At 72.0% G+C, this 17,815-nt stretch carries 19 protein-coding genes and 1 riboswitch; of the genes, 11 read left to right on the top strand and 8 right to left on the bottom strand.

The annotated features are described in order from the left end of the window. Positions 1 to 22: 22 nt before the first annotated feature. Positions 23 to 1,051: a 6-phosphofructokinase gene (locus ACZ470_RS23710; protein ID WP_468430114.1), complete on the top strand. Its 1,029-nt coding sequence runs from the start codon at positions 23 to 25 to the stop codon at positions 1,049 to 1,051. 229 nt (positions 1,052 to 1,280) lie between these two features. Then, positions 1,281 to 2,276 carry a 2-hydroxyacid dehydrogenase gene (locus ACZ470_RS23705; protein WP_468430112.1) on the top strand — a complete coding sequence of 332 codons (996 nt, stop codon included), beginning with the start codon at positions 1,281 to 1,283 and terminating at the stop codon, positions 2,274 to 2,276. On the opposite strand, the gene ACZ470_RS23700 is transcribed toward ACZ470_RS23705, so the two are convergent. Together ACZ470_RS23700 and ACZ470_RS23695 are read right to left on the bottom strand one after the other, a co-directional pair. Beyond that, the gene (locus ACZ470_RS23700) at positions 2,228 to 4,108 is read right to left on the bottom strand and encodes an anthranilate synthase family protein (RefSeq protein ID WP_468430110.1); all 1,881 of its coding nucleotides are present in this window, start codon (positions 4,106 to 4,108) and stop codon (positions 2,228 to 2,230) included. The two genes, ACZ470_RS23705 and ACZ470_RS23700, sit on opposite strands and share 49 nt — an antisense overlap. 107 nt (positions 4,109 to 4,215) lie before the next feature. Beyond that, positions 4,216 to 4,272: a trp operon leader peptide gene (locus ACZ470_RS23695; protein WP_468430247.1), complete on the bottom strand. Its 57-nt coding sequence runs from the start codon at positions 4,270 to 4,272 to the stop codon at positions 4,216 to 4,218. 96 nt (positions 4,273 to 4,368) lie between these two features. Between ACZ470_RS23695 and ACZ470_RS23690 the strand changes: the two genes are divergently transcribed. Next, positions 4,369 to 5,721: a class II 3-deoxy-7-phosphoheptulonate synthase gene (locus ACZ470_RS23690; protein ID WP_468430108.1), complete on the top strand. Its 1,353-nt coding sequence runs from the start codon at positions 4,369 to 4,371 to the stop codon at positions 5,719 to 5,721. A 154-nt stretch (positions 5,722 to 5,875) separates the two neighbouring features. Next, positions 5,876 to 6,112 carry a (2Fe-2S)-binding protein gene (locus tag ACZ470_RS23685; protein ID WP_468430106.1) on the top strand — a complete coding sequence of 79 codons (237 nt, stop codon included), beginning with the start codon at positions 5,876 to 5,878 and terminating at the stop codon, positions 6,110 to 6,112. A gap of 19 nt (positions 6,113 to 6,131) precedes the next feature. Here ACZ470_RS23685 and bfr read toward each other — a convergent pair whose 3' ends face one another. Further along, positions 6,132 to 6,650 (bottom strand): bacterioferritin, encoded by a 519-nt coding sequence (gene bfr / locus ACZ470_RS23680; RefSeq protein ID WP_468430104.1) that lies wholly within the window; start codon positions 6,648 to 6,650, stop codon positions 6,132 to 6,134. Between the two features lie 184 nt (positions 6,651 to 6,834). Here bfr and ACZ470_RS23675 point away from each other — a divergent pair, with 184 nt between their 5' ends. After that, complete coding sequence (locus ACZ470_RS23675) at positions 6,835 to 7,482, top strand: sulfite oxidase-like oxidoreductase (RefSeq protein WP_468430102.1); 648 nt, start codon at positions 6,835 to 6,837, stop codon at positions 7,480 to 7,482. A 12-nt stretch (positions 7,483 to 7,494) separates the two neighbouring features. On the opposite strand, the gene ACZ470_RS23670 is transcribed toward ACZ470_RS23675, so the two are convergent. The 5 genes from ACZ470_RS23670 to thiO form a co-directional block, all read right to left on the bottom strand. Next, positions 7,495 to 8,373: a deoxyribonuclease IV gene (locus tag ACZ470_RS23670; protein WP_468430100.1), complete on the bottom strand. Its 879-nt coding sequence runs from the start codon at positions 8,371 to 8,373 to the stop codon at positions 7,495 to 7,497. 51 nt (positions 8,374 to 8,424) lie between these two features. After that, the gene (gene pknB, locus ACZ470_RS23665; protein WP_468430098.1) at positions 8,425 to 10,350 is read right to left on the bottom strand and encodes a Stk1 family PASTA domain-containing Ser/Thr kinase; all 1,926 of its coding nucleotides are present in this window, start codon (positions 10,348 to 10,350) and stop codon (positions 8,425 to 8,427) included. 185 nt (positions 10,351 to 10,535) lie between these two features. After that, positions 10,536 to 11,333, bottom strand: a complete 798-nt coding sequence (locus ACZ470_RS23660; protein ID WP_468430096.1) for a thiazole synthase — start codon at positions 11,331 to 11,333, stop codon at positions 10,536 to 10,538. A gap of 2 nt (positions 11,334 to 11,335) precedes the next feature. After that, positions 11,336 to 11,536 carry a sulfur carrier protein ThiS gene (gene thiS / locus ACZ470_RS23655; protein ID WP_468430094.1) on the bottom strand — a complete coding sequence of 67 codons (201 nt, stop codon included), beginning with the start codon at positions 11,534 to 11,536 and terminating at the stop codon, positions 11,336 to 11,338. Continuing rightward, positions 11,533 to 12,699: a glycine oxidase ThiO gene (gene thiO / locus ACZ470_RS23650; RefSeq protein ID WP_468430093.1), complete on the bottom strand. Its 1,167-nt coding sequence runs from the start codon at positions 12,697 to 12,699 to the stop codon at positions 11,533 to 11,535. Before thiO ends, thiS begins: the two co-directional genes overlap by 4 nt. Beyond that, positions 12,697 to 12,808: riboswitch (TPP riboswitch) on the bottom strand. (Overlaps the previous gene by 3 nt.) 51 nt (positions 12,809 to 12,859) lie before the next feature. On the opposite strand from thiO, the gene ACZ470_RS23645 reads away from it, so the two are divergent. The 6 genes from ACZ470_RS23645 (at position 12,860) to ACZ470_RS23620 (ending at position 17,810) form a co-directional block, all read left to right on the top strand. Next, entirely contained in the window at positions 12,860 to 13,216 is a 357-nt protein-coding gene (locus ACZ470_RS23645; RefSeq protein ID WP_468430092.1) for an avidin-fold protein, read from the top strand. A gap of 31 nt (positions 13,217 to 13,247) precedes the next feature. Continuing rightward, a complete protein-coding gene (locus ACZ470_RS23640) occupies positions 13,248 to 14,489 on the top strand; it encodes an NAD(P)/FAD-dependent oxidoreductase (protein ID WP_468430090.1) in 1,242 nt (413 codons plus the stop codon). Positions 14,490 to 14,565: 76 nt separating this feature from the next. Continuing rightward, positions 14,566 to 14,931, top strand: coding sequence for an Rv2175c family DNA-binding protein (locus tag ACZ470_RS23635; RefSeq protein WP_468430088.1), 366 nt, complete (start codon positions 14,566 to 14,568; stop codon positions 14,929 to 14,931). A 181-nt stretch (positions 14,932 to 15,112) separates the two neighbouring features. Further along, positions 15,113 to 15,781: a thiamine phosphate synthase gene (thiE, locus tag ACZ470_RS23630; protein ID WP_468430086.1), complete on the top strand. Its 669-nt coding sequence runs from the start codon at positions 15,113 to 15,115 to the stop codon at positions 15,779 to 15,781. 110 nt (positions 15,782 to 15,891) lie between these two features. Further along, positions 15,892 to 16,815 carry a methylenetetrahydrofolate reductase [NAD(P)H] gene (metF, locus tag ACZ470_RS23625; RefSeq protein ID WP_468430084.1) on the top strand — a complete coding sequence of 308 codons (924 nt, stop codon included), beginning with the start codon at positions 15,892 to 15,894 and terminating at the stop codon, positions 16,813 to 16,815. 56 nt (positions 16,816 to 16,871) lie between these two features. Further along, complete coding sequence (locus tag ACZ470_RS23620; RefSeq protein WP_468430082.1) at positions 16,872 to 17,810, top strand: SCO2102 family sporulation regulator; 939 nt, start codon at positions 16,872 to 16,874, stop codon at positions 17,808 to 17,810. Positions 17,811 to 17,815 lie beyond the last annotated feature (5 nt).

Here is a 17,815-nt window from a genome sequence, read left to right as displayed (position 1 = left end):
ACCATGGCGAAGGGACACTTCCATGCGGGTCGGAGTACTGACCGGAGGCGGCGACTGCCCCGGGCTCAACGCCGTCATCCGGGCCATCGTCCGCAAGGGCGTCCAGGAGTACGGCTACGAATTCACCGGATTCCGGGACGGCTGGCGCGGCCCCCTCGACGGGCACACGGTCCCCCTCGACATCCCCGCCGTACGCGGCATCCTGCCCCGCGGCGGCACGATCCTAGGCTCCTCCCGGACCAATCCGCTGAACGAGGAGAACGGCATACGCCGCATCAAGGACAACCTCGCCGCGCTGGGCGTGGAGGCGCTCATCACCATCGGCGGCGAGGACACCCTCGGCGTCGCCACCCGGCTCGCCGACGAGTACGGCATCCCGTGCGTGGGCGTCCCCAAGACCATCGACAACGACCTGTCCGCCACCGACTACACCTTCGGCTTCGACACCGCCGTCGGCATCGCCACCGAGGCCATCGACCGGCTGCACACCACCGCCGAATCGCACATGCGGGTCCTGGTCGTGGAGGTGATGGGCCGTCACGCGGGTTGGATCGCCCTCCACTCGGGGCTCGCCGGCGGCGCGAACGTCATCCTCATCCCCGAGCAGCCCTTCGACGTCGACCAGGTGTGCGCCTGGGTGACCTCCCGCTTCCGCGCCTCCTACGCGCCGATCGTGGTCGTCGCCGAGGGTGCCGTACCGAAGGACGGCGACATGGTGCTCAAGGACCAGTCGCTGGACTCCTTCGGACACGTCCGGCTCTCCGGGGTCGGCGAATGGCTGGCCAAGCAGATCGAGAAACGCACCGGCAACGAGGCCCGCACCACGGTCCTGGGGCACGTCCAGCGGGGCGGCACCCCCAGCGCCTTCGACCGCTGGCTCGCCACCCGCTTCGGACTGCACGCCATCGACTGCGTCCGCGACGGCGACTTCGGCAAGATGGTCGCCCTGAGCGGCACGAACATAGTCCGCGTCCCCATCGCGGAAGCCACAGCCCACCTGAAAACAGTCGACCCAACCCTCTACGACGAGGTCGGCGTCTTCTTCGGCTAACCGCCCGGCCGCGGGCAGTCGTGCCGCTGGGGCGATGGGGGCACCTCCCGCTCGAGCGAAGCCGAGAGTGGGGGAGGGTGGGCGCGACGGCACCCCGCAAGCGCCGGGCCGCGCGACCCACCCCCGGCCCGCCCCAACGCAGGGCCCGTCCGGCCCAAGCACACCCCCACCAGGCCACGTATATTCACCAGCACGGCAGCAAACCCGGCAAACCCCCCGGAGGGACCCCGTGGAGATCCTCGCCTTCGGCGTACAGTCCGACGAGAAGCCCCTGATCGAGCGGGCTTTCAAGGATCACCACGAGGTCCGCGGCCTCGACGTCTTCCTCAACACCGACACCGCCCCCATCGCCGCCGGCCACGAGATCATCTCCACCAGCGTCAACTGCGACCTAGGCGCCGAGGTGCTGACGGACCTCGCCGCCGGCGGCACCCGGATGGTCGCCCAGCGCTCCACCGGCTTCAACAACATCGACCTGGAGGTCGCCGAGCGCCTCGGCCTGACGATCGCCCGGGTGTCGTACTACTCGCCCCACTCGGTCGCCGAGTTCGCCTGGACCCTCGCCATGGCGGTCAACCGCCGGGTCGTCCGCGCCGCCATCCGCACCCGCGACTTCGACTTCCGCCTCGACGGACTGATGGGCCGCGACATGCACGGCCGCACCGTCGGCGTCCTCGGCACCGGGAAGATCGGCGAGGCGTTCGCCCGGATCGCCCACGGCTTCGGCATGCGGCTGCTCGGCTGGGACGTCCACGAGAACCCCGCCTGCCGTGAGCTCGGTATGACCTACGTCCCCAAGGAGCAGCTGCTCGCCGAGTCCGACCTGGTCAGCCTGCACGTCCCGCTGCTGCCCGCGACCCAGCACCTCATCGACGCCGACGCCCTGAAGGCGATGCGCGACGACGCGATCCTGATCAACTCCAGCCGGGGCGGCCTCATCGACACCGCGGCCCTCGTCGCCGAGCTGCGCGAGGGCCGCTTCACGGGCGTCGGCCTGGACGTGTACGAGGCGGAGGCGGGACTGTTCTTCCTTGACAAGTCCCTGGAAGCCGTCGACGACGACACCCTGGCCCGCCTCGTCACGTTCCCGAACGTCCTGGTCACCTCCCACCAGGCGTACTACACCGTGGACGCCGTCGAGCAGATCGTCGGGACCACGGTGAGCAACGTCCTGGACTACAGCGCCGGCCGGCGCTCCGAGAACGTGCTGGTACCCCGGAGCTGACCCACCAACTCCCGTACGACCGCCGAGCCGTTCAGGGTCAGCACCGACTCGGGGTGGAACTGCACCCCGGCGAAGCCCTCCCCGCGCAGCGCGTGCACCTCGCCGCTCGCGGAGCGGCTGACCTCGACGCCGCGCGCCGCCAGCCCGGCCGCCGCCCCGTCGTCGCAGTGCGCCACGAAGCTGTTGTAGAAGCCGACCGTCTCCGGCCGCCCGAACAGGTCGATCTCCGTCTGCGCCCCCTGGTACGGCACCTCCTTGCGGACGATCTCCAGGCCCAGCTCGGCCGCGATCAGCTCATGACCGAGGCAGACCCCGAGGACGCCGTGCCGGTTCTCCCGGAGGACCTCGGCGGTCAGCGCCCGCAGGAACCGCATCTTCGCGTCGGCCGTGTCCGACGGGTCGCCCGGTCCGGGCCCCAGCACCAGCGGACCCTCGTGCCCGAGCACGGTCTCCCGCAGCCCCGGCTCGTCGTACCGCCGCACGGTCACCTCCAGGCCGGCGGCCCGCAGCACATGGGCGAGCATCGCGGTGAAGGTGTCCTCCCCGTCGACCACCAGGGCGTGCCCGGTCAGCGCCTCCGACCGCTCCTGCATCCGCAGCCAGAACGGCGCCAGCGAGGCCCGGCGCCCGTCCAGCGCCGCCCGCACCCGGGGGTCGTCGGCCAGCCCCGGCCGTACGGTCTCCTCGCGCGGCCGTCCCGGACGCACCCCCAGCGCGGCCAGCACCCCGGCCGCCTTGGCGTGGGTCTCCGCGACCTCGCCCGCCGGGTCCGAGCCGCGCACCAGCGTGGCCCCGACCGGCACGCGCAGCCGCCCGGAGGCGTCGATGTCGGCGGTGCGGATGAGGATCGGGGAGTCCAGGGTCTGGGCCCCGCCCTCGTCGCGGCCGATGAGGGCCAGCGCGCCCGCGTAGTAGCGCCGCCCGCCCACCTCGTGCCGCTCGATCACCCGGCAGGCGTTCTGCACCGGCGACCCGGTGACGGTCGCCGCGAACATGGTCTCCTTCAGCACCTCGCGCACATCCAGCGAGGACCGGCCGCGCAGCTCGTACTCGGTGTGCGCGAGGTGCGCCATCTCCTTCAGCCGGGGGCCCACCACGACACCGCCCATGTCGCCGACGGTGCACATCATCTTGAGCTCCTCGTCGACCACCATCGACAGCTCCTCGATCTCCTTGCCGTCGGCGAGGAACTCCAGGAGGTGCTCGGGGGTCGGCCCCTCGGCGGGATAGCGGTAGGTGCCGCTGATCGGGTTCATCACGACCGTCCCGCCGGACGCCCGGACGTGCACCTCGGGACTGGCCCCGACCAGGACCCGGTCGCCGGTGTGCACGACGAACGTCCAGTACGCCCCCCGCTCGCCCTCGAGCAGCCGCCGGAACAGCGCGAGGGCGTCGGCCCGGCCGAACCCCGGGATCTCGCCCTCGTACGTCCGCCGGATCACGAAGTTGGCGCCCTCGCCCCGCCCGATCTCCTCGTCGAGGACCCGCCCGACGATCTCCGCGTACTCCTCGTCGCCGACGTCGAAGCCGCCGCCCTCCACGCGGACGTCGTGGGCGGGGAGCCGGTCCAGGGCCTCGGCGAGCGGGATCTCGTGCCGCTCCTCGGGCGTCAGCACCAGCAGCGGGGTGCCGTCGTCACGGACGTCGAAGCCGCGCTCGCGGATCTGCCGGAAGGGGACGACCGCCAGGCACTCGTCGGGCAGGTCGGCCAGGAGGTCACGGGTGCCGACCGGGCCGATCAGCAGCTCGACCACGTTGTCGTCGTGGCCCGGCGTGCGGCGGCGCAGCAGGGCGAAGGGGCGGTCGTCGTGCGGGAGCTGTGCCAGGTCCATGATGGGCCTTCCTCGTTTCGTCGCTGTCATGAGCGTGAGGAACGGCCCCGGGAAACACGGAAGGCCGCCCCTCGGGCGGCCTTCGCGAAGTCTGTGCGTACGCGCAGTCAGTGGGCCGCCGGAGTAGCGGGCCACCACCAGTTCTGGGTCGAGTGCGCGAACATGTCCCAGACCCTAGCGCATCTCGGGGCGCAGCGGCCCTCGTCTCATTTTTTGAGCGTCGGGATGGACGGCCGACCCGACCCCGTAGTGTGGGTTCCGTGACCGTGAACGCTAAGACCAGCGCGAGCGCTGGCAACACCTGGCGAGACCTGCCCGCGGCGCAGCAGCCCGAGTACCCCGACCCCGAGGCTCTGCGCGCAGTGATCGCGGACCTCGAGTCGTATCCGCCGCTCGTCTTCGCGGGCGAGTGCGACCAGCTGCGCGCCCGGATGGCGGCCGTCGCCAAGGGAGAGGCGTTCCTCCTCCAGGGCGGCGACTGCGCCGAGGCCTTCGACGCGGTGTCCGCGGACCACATCCGCAACAAGCTCAAGACGCTGCTCCAGATGGGCGCCGTGCTCACGTACGCCGCGTCCGTGCCGGTCGTGAAGGTCGGCCGGATCGCCGGCCAGTACTCCAAGCCGCGCTCCAAGCCCACCGAGACCCGTGACGGCGTGACGCTGCCCACCTACCGGGGCGACTCCGTCAACGGCTTCGACTTCACCGAAGAGGCCCGGATCCCGGACCCCGAGCGGCTGAAGCGGATGTACCACGCGTCGGCGTCCACGCTGAACCTGGTGCGCGCCTTCACCACCGGCGGCTACGCCGACCTGCGCCAGGTGCACGCCTGGAACCAGGACTTCGTGAAGTCGTCCCCGTCCGGCCAGCGCTACGAGCAGCTCGCCCGCGAGATCGACAACGCGCTGAACTTCATGCGCGCCTGCGGTGCCGAGCCGGAGGAGTTCAAGACCGTCGAGTTCTTCGCCTCGCACGAGGCGCTGCTGCTCGACTACGAGTCCGCGCTCACCCGCGTCGACTCCCGCACCGGTCAGCTGTACGACGTCTCCGGGCACATGGTGTGGATCGGTGAGCGCACGCGGCAGCTGGACCACGCGCACATCGAGTTCGCCTCCAGGATCCGCAACCCGATCGGCATCAAGCTCGGCCCGACCACCACGGCCGAGGAGGCGCTCCAGTACATCGAGCGCCTCGACCCCGAGCGGGAGCCGGGCCGGCTGACGTTCATCGTCCGGATGGGTGCGGACAAGATCCGCGACAAGCTCCCCGAGCTGGTCGAGAAGGTCACCGCGTCCGGCGCGACCGTGGCCTGGGTGACCGACCCGATGCACGGCAACACCTTCGAGGCGGCCTCCGGCCACAAGACCCGCCGTTTCGACGACGTGCTCGACGAGGTCAAGGGCTTCTTCGAGGTCCACAAGGGCCTGGGCACCCACCCGGGCGGCATCCATGTGGAGCTCACCGGTGACGACGTCACCGAGTGCGTGGGCGGCGGTGACGAGATCTTCGTCGACGATCTGCACCAGCGCTACGAGACGGCCTGCGACCCGCGGCTGAACCGCAGCCAGTCGCTGGACCTGGCGTTCCTCGTCGCGGAGATGTACCGCGACCAGTAGCCGGAGGTGCCGGTGCGACCGGCGAGGGGGTGGGGCGCGCATCACAGGAGATCGCACCCCACCCCCTCTTTTGTGCCCCTGGGGCGCCGGGTAAGGTTAGGTTAGCCTCACCGATCAGGGGTCGGTACGGCTCGACCCAGTACTTCTTCGGGAGGTGAACCGCGTGTTCGTGTGCAGCTGCTTCGGCGTGACCGAGGAACAGGTGAAGAGTCACGCGGACGCCGGAGCGTGCACGCCCCGGCAGATCGCCTCCGCCTGCAAGGCGGGCACCGACTGCGGCGGTTGTGTACGGCGCATCCAGGCACTGCTCGGCCGCGGCTCGTGCCCACGACGGCAGCTGATCGACCAGGGCGAGCCGCCGCTCACGGCGACGCTGCCGGAAGCCGCCTAGGCGGCTCCCGCCGCCTGCCCTAGTGGGTTGAGAAGCCGCCCGTCCCCGGGCCCGACGCATCGGGCTGGGACTGCTCGATGACCGTCGACAGGTACAGCGACTCGCCCAGCTTCTCGATCAGGTCCAGCTGGGTGTCCAGATAGTCGATGTGGTGCTCCTCGTCGGCCAGGATCGCCTCGAAGACGTTGGCCGAGGTGATGTCACCCTTGTTGCGCATGACCTCCACCCCGCGGCGCAGCCGGTCGATCGCCTCGAGTTCGATCTCCCGGTCCGCCTGGAACATCTCGGTCACGCTCTGCCCGACCCGGACGTGGAACAGCCGCTGGTAGTTCGGCAGGCCGTCGAGGAGCAGGATGCGGTCGGTGAGCACCTCGGCGTGCCGCATCTCGTCGAAGGACTCCGCACGCGTGTACTGGGCGAGTTTCGTCCAGCCCTTGTGGTCCTGCAGCTTCGAGTGCAGGAAGTACTGGTTGATGGCCGTGAGCTCGGCGGTCAGCTGCTCGTTCAGGAATTCGATGACCTCGGGGTCGCCCTGCATCGCATGGGCTCCTTCCGCGCGGGGGAACTGGCAGGTTGGGGCGCATGATTGCATCGGCGGAGAAGATCGTCCAGTAAGTCTTCACTTAGTAAGTAAGTCCATGCTCAGTCGTCTTTGTACCTGTTTGACCGAATCTGCCGGGCCCGGTTCAGGGGCATCGCCACCGGTCTGTCAGGATGGAGGCATGGGTCAGCCGGCGGAACGCGAAGCGGGGGAGCGCGCATCAGAAGGAGCGGCGCGGTTCGAGCTCCCGCCGGGGCAGCGACTCCAGCGGGGCTGGCCGGTCACGCACTACGGGCCCGTCCCCAAGTTCCGGCCCGAGCGCTGGGAGTTCCGGGTCTTCGGCGCCACCGCCGACGGTGAGAAGCACTGCTGGAACCACGAGGAGTTCACGGCCCTGCCGTACACCACCGTGGTGGCCGATCTGCACTGCGTCACCAAGTTCAGCATGGTGGGCGCCGAGTGGGGCGGGATCCCGGCCCGCACCATCGTGGACATCGCCCCGCCCGCCCCGGACGTCACCCATGTGATGGTCTGGGCGGAGTACGGCTTCAGCTCCAACCTCCGGCTGGCCGACTTCACGTCCGAGCGCGCCCTCTTCGCCACCCACAAGGACGGCGAGCTGCTCACCGCCGAGCACGGCTTCCCGCTGCGGCTGATCGTCCCCCACCTGTACGCCTGGAAGGGCCCCAAGTGGGTCCGCGGTGTGGAGTACATGACCGCCGACCGCCGGGGCTTCTGGGAGGAGCGCGGCTACCACAACCTCGGCGACCCCTGGAAGGAGCAGCGCTACTCCTACCAGGAGGAGCCCGGGGACGGCCCCGAGCTCTGACCGCCGGACGCCTCAGGAGTCCCGGAGCTTCTTCAGCCGCTCCACGTCCGCCGCGTGTCCCTCCTTGCCGCCGGGCGTCTCGATGACCAGCGGTACGCCCTCGGTCGCCGGGTGCGTCATCAGGGCCCGGAACGGATCCTCGCCGATGTGTCCGGCGCCGATGTTGGCGTGACGGTCCTTGTGCGCGCCGACCACGTCCATGGAGTCGTTGGCGTGGATCAGCTTCAGCCGCCCCTCGCCGACCGTGTCCACCAGCAGATCCAGCGTCCGGTGCGTTCCGTCCGGCCCGGTCAGGTCGTGTCCGGCCGCGAAGACATGGCAGGTGTCCAGGCAGACGCCCAGCTTCGGGTGGGCGTCCAGGGCCTCGAAGTACGGCCCGAAGTCCCAGGTCCGCGAGCACAGCGAGGCACCCTGGCCCGCCGTCGACTCCAGCAGCAGGTACGGGTCGTCGTCATGGGTGAGCTCGTCGAGCAGCGGCAGCATGTGCTCCCGTACCTGCTTCAGCGCCACCGGCCGCTCCCGTCCGCCGGTCGCGCTGCCCGTGTGCACCACCACGCCCAGCGCGCCGATCTCCCGCCCCCGCCGCAGCGAGTGCCGCAGCGACTCCACCGACCGCTCGACGGTCGCCTCGGTGTGGGACCCGAAATTGATCAGGTACGGGGCGTGCACGTACGCCGGGATCGACTCGGCCGCGCAGGCCGCGCGGAACGCCTCGTCCTGCCTGGGGTTGCCGACGGGCGTGGCCCAGCCGCGCGGATTGGCGACGAAGACCTGCACGGTCTCGGCCTTCAGCTCACGGGCGTAGGAGAGGCCGACGGAGTGCAGGCCGCCGGCCACGGGGACGTGGCCGCCGATCGGGTTGCGGGCGGGGCCGGACAGGTGGTTCTTCACCCGTCAAGGGTGTCATGACCGCGGGGCGCGGCGGTCGGGGCCCCGTCCCGCTCAGCCGATCTCGATGGTGATCGTCGACCCCTTGGGGGCGGTGTCCCCGCCGTCCACGGACTGGCCCTCGACGGTGTCGCCGAACAGGCCGAGCAGTCCGCGGTCCTCGTCCACCTGGAACCCGGCGCCCTCCAGCTTCTCCTTGGCCTCGCCCACGCTGTCGCCGACCACGTCCGGCACCTCGACCATCTCCGGGCCCTTGGACAGCGTCAGCGTCACGGTGTCGCCCTCGGCGGCCTGACGGCCCTCGCCCGGGGTCTGCCGGGCCACCTGGCCGGCGTCGTGCTCGGAGTTGACCCGCTCGGGGGCGATCTTCACCTTGAGACCGGCCTCCTCCAGCGCGGCACGCGCGTCCTCGACGTCGTCGCCGGTCACGTCCGGCACGTCCACCGGGCTGCCCTTGCTCACGGTCAGCGCCACGGCGGAGCCCGCGCGGACCTTGGTGCCCTTGCCCGGCTCCGTGGAGATCACGGACCCCCGGGCCACGGCCTCGCTGAACTCCCGCGTCACCATGCCCGGCTCCAGACCCTCGTCCCCGAGCAGGTCCCGCGCCTTGTCCAGCGGATAGCCGTCCAGGTCGGGCACCCGCACGGTCTCCGGGCCCCTGGAGATGGTCAGCGACACCGAGTCGTTGCTGCGGATACGGGCCCCCGCCTTGGGATCGGTGCTGATCACCGCGCCCCGCTCCACCGTGTCGCTGTACGCCTCCTTCACCTCGCCGACGTCCAGCCCGGCGGTCGCCAGCCGGTCCCGGGCCTCCTTCTCGGTCTTCGCCAGCAGCGGCGGGACCTTGGTGAACTGGCCGGAGTTGATGTACCAGATGCCCGTGCCGACGCCGAGGACCAGGAGCACGGCCACGACGATCGCCATCGGGCCGCGCCGCAGCGCCGTCCGGCGCCGGGGCGGCAGCGGCGGCGGGGACTGGAACCGGCTGGTGTGGTGCACCGGGTCCGCGGCCCCGTCCTCGTTGACCGGCAGCGGGCGGGGGACCGTCAGCGCGCGGGGGATGACGCTCGTACGGTCCTCCGCGTTGTCGTGCTCCGACGTCAGCGCCTGTGGGGGTACCGCGTCGAGCTGCTCGGCGGTGAGCCGGCCGCGCCCCGCGCGGACCCGCGCGAGCAGCGCCACCGCGTCGTGCGGACGGACCTCGGGGTTGCGCGCCGTCGCCGACGCGACCAGCTCGTCCAGCTCGTACGCCATGCCCGGCACGGCGGCCGACGGGGGCGGGACGTCGTCGTGCAGATGCTTGTAGAGCACGATCGCGGGGGAGTCGCCGTCGTGCGGCTTCTCGCCGGTCAGCATCTCGTACAGCAGGATGCCGCAGGCGTACACGTCGACGCGGGGATCGGCGGTGCCGTTCTCGATCTGCTCCGGCGCCAGGTAGGAGACCGTGCCCAGCACGGTGCCCGTGGTGTTCGTCACCGAGTCCACGGCGCGGACCAGACCGAAGTCGGCGACCTTGACCCGGCCGTCGTCCCCTATCAGCACGTTCTCGGGCTTCATGTCGCGGTGCACGAACCCCGCCCGGTGCGCGGCACCGAGCGCGGCCAGCACCGGCTCCAGGATGTCCAGCGCGGCGCGCGGCTGGAGCGCTCCGCGCTCGCGCAGCACGTCGCGCAGGGTGCAGCCGGCGATGTACTCCATCGCCAGGTAGACGTACGCCCCGTCGGTGCCCTGGTCGAAGACCTGCACCACGTTCGGGTGGGCCAGGCGGGCGACCGACTTCGCCTCCCTGATGAACCGCTCGACGAACGAGCCGTCGGCCGCGAGGGAGGGGTGCATCACCTTGAGCGCGAGGACGCGGTCCAGGCGGGTGTCCACGGCCCGGTAGACCGTGGCCATCCCGCCGACCGCGATCCGCGCCTCGACGCGATACCGGCCGTCGAGCACCTGCCCGACCAGGGGGTCCTGAAGGGTCGTATCCACGCACAGAGTCTACGAGCCCCCACCGACACCCCCGCCCGCTTGCTCCCCCGTTGAAGCGGACCTGTGACGTGCGTTACGAAGCTGCGGGCAGTCGTGCCGCTGGGGCGGCACGGGTGGGCGCAGGCGGCACCCGGCAAGCGCCGGCAAGCGCAACCCACCCCCGCCCGGCCAAAGGCACCCCGCACCTAAAAAGCCGGCCGCTCCGGATCCAACACCGCCATGCCCTCCGCAGGAGAAGACGCGGACGCGGCGAACCACCGCCGAGGAATCCGCCCCGCCACCCGAGCCAACCGCCCCGCCTCCACGGCCCCCCGCATCGCGGCAGCCATCAGCACCGGCTCCTGCGCCCGTGTCACCGCCGACGCCAGCATCACCCCCGCACACCCCAGCTCCATCGCCAGCGCCACATCCGACGCGGTCCCGGCCCCGGCGTCGAGAATCACCGGCACCCCCGCCCGCTCCACGATCAACTCGAAGTTGTGCGGATTCCGGATCCCGAGCCCCGACCCGATCGGCGACCCCAACGGCATCACCGCCGCACACCCCACGTCCTCCAGCTTCCGCGCCAGCACCGGATCGTCGTTCGTGTACGGCAGCACCGTGAACCCGTCGTCGACCAGCGTCTCCGCCGCGTCCAGCAGCTCCACCGGGTCCGGCAGCAGGGTCCGCTCGTCGGCGATGACCTCCAGCTTGACCAGATCGGTGCCGAGCGCCTCCCGCGCGAGCCGCGCGGTGAGCACGGCCTCACCCGCGGTGAAGCAGCCCGCCGTGTTCGGCAGCACCCGGATGCCCAGCTTCTCCAGCACCGACAGCACCGACCCGTGCACCGACGGGTCCACCCGCCGCATCGCGACGGTCGTCAGCTCCGTCCCGGACGCCACCAGCGCCCGCTCCAGCACATCGAGGCTCGGCGCCCCTCCGGTGCCCATGATCAGGCGGGAGGTGTAGGACGTACCGCCGAGGAGGAACGGATCGTCGGCCATGGTCAGCCTCCCTGGACGGCGGTCAGGACTTCCACGCGGTCCCCCTCGGACAGGGGAGTGGCGGGCCACTGCACGCGCGGTACGACGGTTTCGTTGAGGGCGGCGGCCACCCCGGAGGGCGCCGCGGTGAGCGACTTCACGACGAGGTCGAGGGCCGTGCCGGGGGCGAACTCCCGGGGCTCGCCGTTGACCGAGACGTTCATGCGGACTGCTCCGTGAGGACGGCGGCGCCGAAGCGCCGGGGGGTGAACGGGCGGGCCTCCTCCGGGAGCGCGCCGGTGGTGAGGACGTGCGCCATGACGTCGCCGGTGACGGGCGTCAGCAGCACGCCGTTGCGGTAGTGGCCGGTGGCCAGCAGCAGCCCCTCCAGCGCGGTGGGGCCGAGCAGCGGCGCGTTGTCGGGGGAGGCGGGGCGCAGTCCGGCCAGGGTCTCGGTGAGGGGCAGCTCGGTGATCCCGGGGGCGAGTTCGTGGGCGTCGCGCAGCAGCTCGTACACGCCGCCGGCGGTGACCGTCGTGTCCCAGCCCATCTCCTCGCTGGTCGCGCCGATCACCAGCTCCCCGTTCTCGCGGGGCACCAGGTAGACGTGGCTGCCGCGCACCACGGCCCGCACCGTCCGGCTCAGGAAGGGACCGTGCCGGGCGGGCATCGTCAGCCGCACCACCTGGCCCTTCACGGGCCGTACGGGAGGCAGTACGTCCGCGGGTACGCCCGCGAGCCGTCCGCTGAGACTGCCGGCGGCCAGCACCACCTGCCCGGCGCCCAGCTCGGTGCCGTCGGCCGTGACGACTCCCGTCGCCCGGTCCCCGGCGACGACCAGCCGCTCGGCCCACGCGCGGTGCACGACCACGCCCGCCCGCTCGCACGCGGTCAGCAGCGCGGCCGCCAGCCGCCGCGGGTCGATCTGGTGGTCGCCGTCCACCCGCAGACCGCCGCGCACACCCGGCGCGAGCATGGGCTCCAGCCGCCGGCACTCCCGCCCGGACAGCCACTGCGACTCCAGCCCGGACCGCTGCTGGAGCGCGTGCAGCTCCCGCAGATGGGCGCGGTCGTCGGCGTCCAGCGCCACGGCGAGCGTGCCGCACCCGCGGTAGCCGAGGTCCTGGCCGGTGAGCTCGGTCAGCTCGGCCGCGAAGTCGGGATAGCGCCGCGCGGAGGCGAGGTTCAGGGCGAGCAGGGTCTCCTCGCCGTAGTGCAGTTCGGTGACGGCGGCCAGCATCCCGGCGGCCACCCGGGCGGCGCCGCCGCCCGGCTCGGGGTCCACCACGGTCGTGGCGAGACCGCGCTGCGCGGCCCGCCAGGCCGTGACCAGACCGATGATTCCGCCCCCGACGACGAGGACGTCTGAGGTACGCGTGGGCGACATGGGCGTCCAGCCCCTCCCTTCGCCGGCATGACCCGGATCAGGTTCGTACGGTCGGAGGCCGCCAGCCTCCCTCTCAGCCCGGTGCGTCCGGGCTCCCGCGAGTGCTTGTACGTTGGCCACCCTAGCCCTCGGCCCACCGACCTCGTAAGGGAGCCTCCGCGTGGCACGCTCGCTCGACGGACTCGTCCTCGCCCCCGTCGCCGACCAGGCCCCGGGCCAGGTCGGCACCCGTACCCGGTTCGTCTACCACGAGCGCGGCGGCGAGATCTGGGCCGACTACGCGGGCGGCGACGTCGTCCGCGGGCATCTGGTGGGCACCCGCGCGGGAGACCGGCTGGACTTCCGGTACGTGCAGCTCAAGCGGGACGGCACGACGTCCTCGGGGCACTGCGTGTCGACGGTCGTGGAGCTGCCCGACGGACGGGTACGGCTGGAGGAGAGCTGGGAGTGGGAGTCGCAGCCGGGCAGCGGGACGAGCGTGGTCGAGCAGCTGTCCGGGGACGAGGACTCCGACTGATCGGCGCGCGTCGGGTGTCTATGGTGATCGGGTGAGCGAGCAGACGCAGGAACCGGGACCGTCCGAGCCGCGGCGGGTGGTGGTGGCGGGCGCCGGCATGGCCGGTGTGCAGACCGCGGTCGCGCTGCGGGAGCAGGGCTTCACCGGCACCGTGACCCTGATCGGCGCGGAGCCCCACCAGCCGTACGACAGGCCGCCGTTGTCCAAGGCGGTCCTGCTCGGCAAGGCCGAGGACTCCGCCTTCGACGTCGACTTCGAGGAGCTCGGCATCGAGCTGCGGCTCGGCTGCGAGGTGCTCGGCCTGCGCCCGGGCGACCACGAGCTGGACACCGAGAACGGGCCTGTCCCGTACGACGTCCTGGTGGTCGCCACCGGGGCGGAACCGGTCCGGCTGCCCGGCGCCGAGGGGGTGCCCGGCGTGCATCTGCTGCGCACCCTGGACGACGCCGAACGGCTGCGGCCGGTGCTCGCGCGGCAACACGACATCGTGGTGGTCGGCGCCGGCTGGATCGGCGCGGAGTTCGCCACGGCCGCACGCGAGGCAGGCTGCGCGGTCACCGTGGTGGAGGCCGCGGAGCGCCCGCTGGCCGAGGCGCTGCCCGCCGAGGTGGCGGACCGGATGACCGCCTGGTACGCCGAGGCCGGCGTCGGGCTGCGCACGCACGCGCGCGTGGAGCGCGTCGAGCCCGGCGCCGTGGTGCTGGACGACGGCTCGCGGCTGCCCGCGGGCGCCGTGGTCGTCGGCATCGGGGCCCGGCCCGCGACGGCCTGGCTGGGGGGCTCCGGGATCGAGCTGGGGGCGCACGGCGAGGTCGTCGCCGACCACCACCTGGCGACCTCCGTGCCGGACGTGTACGCGGTCGGCGACTGCGCGTCCTTCCCGTCCGGCCGCTACGGCGAGCGGCTGCTCGTCCACCACTGGGACAACGCCCTCCAGGGGCCGCGCACGGTCGCCGTGAACGTCCTCGGCGCGCCCACCGGGCAGGCCCCCGCGGTCTACGACCCGGTGCCGTACTTCTGGTCCGAGCAGTTCGGGCGCTTCGTGCAGTACGCGGGGCATCACGCGGCAGCCGACCGGACCGTGTGGCGCGGGGACCCCGCCGAGGCGGCGTGGACCGTGTGCTGGCTGCGGGAGTCCCGCCTGGTCGCGCTGCTCGCGGTGGGGCGGCCCCGGGACCTGGCGCAGGGGCGCCGGCTGATCGAGTCGGGCACGGCGATGGACGCCGGGCTGCTGGCGGACCCGGCGCGTCCGCTGAAGTCGGCGGCCGTATGAGATCACGGGCCGACGCGTCGGCCCAGGTGGGCGGGGCTGACTTCCGACTGTCAGTGGCAGATGGCAGGCTTGTTCCGTGACCGAGATTGACGCAAAGATCGATGCTCTCGTCCCCGCCTGGCTCACCCTCCCCGACATCGCCGAACAGCTCGGCGTCGAGGTGACACGTGTCCGGCAGCTGGTCAAGGAGGGCCAGCTCATCGCCGTACGCCGAGGTGAGAACCGCGCGCTGCACGTGCCCGCCGCCTTCATCGACGGGGACAAGGTCGTCAAGGGCCTGACCGGGACCCTGACGCTCCTGCGGGACGACGGCTTCACGGTCGAGGAAATGCTGGAGTGGCTGTTCACCCCCGACCCCACCCTGCCGGGCACACCGGCGCAGGCACTCAGCGAGAACCGTGGCACGGAGGTGAAGCGCCGGGCCCAGGCGCTCGCGGTCTGACCCGCACCCGACCGTCCCGAACCACCACGACACCGGCCGGGGCACGGGCCCCGGCCGAGGGCCCGCCCGTGCCCGCGGCATAGGGTCCCTTGCGGTGTGCGCTCCCCGGCCGGGGAACGCACACCGCCGACACACCGGGCCCGCCGGGTCCGTACGCCACCGACATCCGGGGGGACGCCGCATGTCCGACACCGCCACCGCCCGCGCCCGGCTCGCCGACGCCCGGGTCTACCTGTGCACCGACGCCCGCAAGCGGCAGGGCGACCTCGCGGAGTTCCTGGACGCGGTCCTGGCCGGCGGGGTCGACATCGTGCAGCTGCGGGACAAGGGCATGGAGGCCGGCGAGGAGCTGGAGCACCTGGCCGTCCTCGCCGACGCCTGCGACCGGCACGGCAAGCTGCTCGCGGTCAACGACCGCGCGGACGTCGCCCACGCCGCCGGCGCCGACGTCCTCCACCTCGGCCAGGGCGACCTCCCCGTCCCCGCCGCCCGCGCGATCCTGGGCGACGACGTCCTGATCGGCCGCTCCACCCACGCCGAGTCCGAGGCAGCGGCGGCGGCCGTCCAGCCCGGAGTGGACTACTTCTGCACCGGCCCCTGCTGGCCCACCCCCACCAAGCCCGGCCGGCCCGCCCCCGGCCTGGACCTGGTCCGGTACACCGCCGCCCTCGGCACCGGGCGCCCCTGGTTCGCCATCGGCGGCATCGACCTCGGCAACCTCGACGAGGTGCTGGACGCCGGCGCCCGCCGGGTCGTCGTCGTACGGGCCATCACCGAGGCGGACGACCCGGGCGCGGCGGCGGCCGAGTTCGCGAAGCGGCTGCGGCAGACGGCCGGCTCCGACGCCTGATGAACCCCACGCATCCCAGACTTGTCCAAGGTGTGGACAACAAGTCGTCATTTCAGACAAATCCCACCCGTCCGGTTGGGGGACCGCCCACCCCTGGCTAACCTGCCCGTATGGCCCTCGGAACCGCATCCACCAGGACTGATCGCGCACGCACCGTGCGCGACATCCTCGCCGCAGGCAAGACGACCTACTCGTTCGAGTTCTCGGCGCCGAAGACCCCCAAGGGCGAGCGGAACCTGTGGAGCGCGCTGCGCAGGGTCGAGGCGGTCGCGCCGGACTTCGTCTCCGTGACGTACGGCGCGGGCGGCTCCACGCGTGCCGGCACGGTCAAGGAGACCCAGCAGATCGTCGCCGACACCACCCTCACCCCCGTGGCCCACCTCACGGCGGTCGACCACACCGTCGCCGAACTGCGCAACATCATCGGCCAGTACGCCGACGCCGGGATCCGCAACATGCTCGCCGTGCGCGGCGACCCGCCCGGCGACCCGATGGGTGACTGGGTCCCGCACCCGGAGGGACTGACCTACGCGGCCGAACTCGTCCGGCTCATCAAGGAGTCGGGCGACTTCTGCGTCGGTGTCGCCGCCTTCCCCGAGATGCACCCGCGCTCGGCTGACTGGGACACCGACGTCGCCCACTTCGTCGACAAGTGCCGGGCCGGCGCCGATTACGCGATCACTCAGATGTTCTTCCAGCCCGAGTCGTATCTCCGGCTGCGTGACCGAGTCGACGCGGCGGGCTGCGCGACCCCCGTGATTCCCGAAGTCATGCCCGTGACCAGCGTGAAGATGCTGGAGAGGTTGCCAAAGCTCAGTAACGCCTCGTTCCCCGACGCCCTCAAAGAGCGGATCCTCACAGCGAAGGACGATCCGGCGGCGGTACGCTCCATCGGTATCGAGTTCGCCACGGAGTTCTGCGCTCGGCTGCTGGCCGAGGGAGTGCCCGGACTGCACTTCATCACGCTCAACAACTCCACGGCGACCCTGGAAATCTACGAGAACCTGGGCCTGCACCACCCACCGCGGGCCTAGACCGGTCGCACGGACATACGACACACTGCGTAGCGACCACTGGGAGAGGGGCGTACATGGGCTGGACGGTCCTCTACATCGCGTTCGGCATCGTCGCGCTGTGGCTGCTCGGTGAGGTGCTGCTTCAGTACAAGGCGCGGCTGCGCTGGCGGCTGCTCGCCTTCGCCGGCTTCCTCGGTGTCGTGCTCGGTGTGCTGATTCCGTCGGTGATCGTCATCGGGCTGGGCGCCGCCGCCTTCGCGGTCGGCCAGACCTACGTCACGCTGTCCTTCCGCAGGGGCTTCGCGGCCGGCTGGGCGGTCAACGCGCCGGTGCTGGCCGCCGCCAAGGGCCGCCGGGGCGAGCGCGGGCGCCAGGACCCCACCCTGGAGGTCTCCGACCTGGAGACGTCCGCCGGTTACGGCGACGAGGGCGCCGACCACCGCGACCGTTCCGGCTACGGCACGGACGACGACTACGACCGCGACGACGTCTTCACCCCCGCCGCGCGCCCCGACCAGCCGGCGGCCGCCGAGACCACCGCCGTCTACGAGCCGCAGCCCATGCCCGACGACACCGGTTCCTACGGCGTCTACGGCGACACCGGGTACGCGGCCCCGTCCCAGGACCAGTACGCGGGCGCCACCCAGGCCGCCGACCAGAACTACGCCTACGACTACTCCGGTTACGGCCAGCAGCAGGGCTACGACACCACGGGCCAGCAGCAGTACGCCGCCTACTCCGACCCGTACATCGGCAACTCGGCCTACGGCGACACCTCGTACGACACGGGCTACGCCGACCCGCAGCAGTACGCCCAGCAGGGCTACGCCCAGGACCCGTACGCCGGCGCCTACGGCGGCGAGACCCCGGCCGGCGGCCTGTGGGTCCCGCAGCAGCGCAGCGCCGACGACCCGTACGGCGGTGAACTCCCGCCGGAGCAGCCCTACCCGTACCAGGGCGACGGACAGCCGCAGGGCAACGGCCCCGGGTACGACGAGCAGTACCGCTTCTGAGCGCG

The organism is Streptomyces sp. NPDC031111, assembly GCF_055570675.1.
The sequence above is the reverse complement of the archived record's forward strand: the minus strand, read 5'-3'. Positions and strand labels throughout refer to the sequence as shown.

What these genes read in the sequence shown, in the direction of transcription:
- ACZ470_RS23710 (WP_468430114.1), top strand. Translation starts at nt 23, where the DNA reads ATGCGGGTCGGAGTACTGACCGGAGGCGGCGACTGCCCCGGGCTCAAC.
- ACZ470_RS23700 (WP_468430110.1), bottom strand. Translation starts at nt 4,108, where the DNA reads ATGGACCTGGCACAGCTCCCGCACGACGACCGCCCCTTCGCCCTGCTG.
- bfr (WP_468430104.1), bottom strand. Translation starts at nt 6,650, where the DNA reads ATGCAGGGCGACCCCGAGGTCATCGAATTCCTGAACGAGCAGCTGACC.
- ACZ470_RS23675 (WP_468430102.1), top strand. Translation starts at nt 6,835, where the DNA reads ATGGGTCAGCCGGCGGAACGCGAAGCGGGGGAGCGCGCATCAGAAGGA.
- ACZ470_RS23660 (WP_468430096.1), bottom strand. Translation starts at nt 11,333, where the DNA reads ATGGCCGACGATCCGTTCCTCCTCGGCGGTACGTCCTACACCTCCCGC.
- thiS (WP_468430094.1), bottom strand. Translation starts at nt 11,536, where the DNA reads ATGAACGTCTCGGTCAACGGCGAGCCCCGGGAGTTCGCCCCCGGCACG.
- thiO (WP_468430093.1), bottom strand. Translation starts at nt 12,699, where the DNA reads ATGTCGCCCACGCGTACCTCAGACGTCCTCGTCGTCGGGGGCGGAATC.
- thiE (WP_468430086.1), top strand. Translation starts at nt 15,113, where the DNA reads ATGTCCGACACCGCCACCGCCCGCGCCCGGCTCGCCGACGCCCGGGTC.
- metF (WP_468430084.1), top strand. Translation starts at nt 15,892, where the DNA reads ATGGCCCTCGGAACCGCATCCACCAGGACTGATCGCGCACGCACCGTG.
- ACZ470_RS23620 (WP_468430082.1), top strand. Translation starts at nt 16,872, where the DNA reads ATGGGCTGGACGGTCCTCTACATCGCGTTCGGCATCGTCGCGCTGTGG.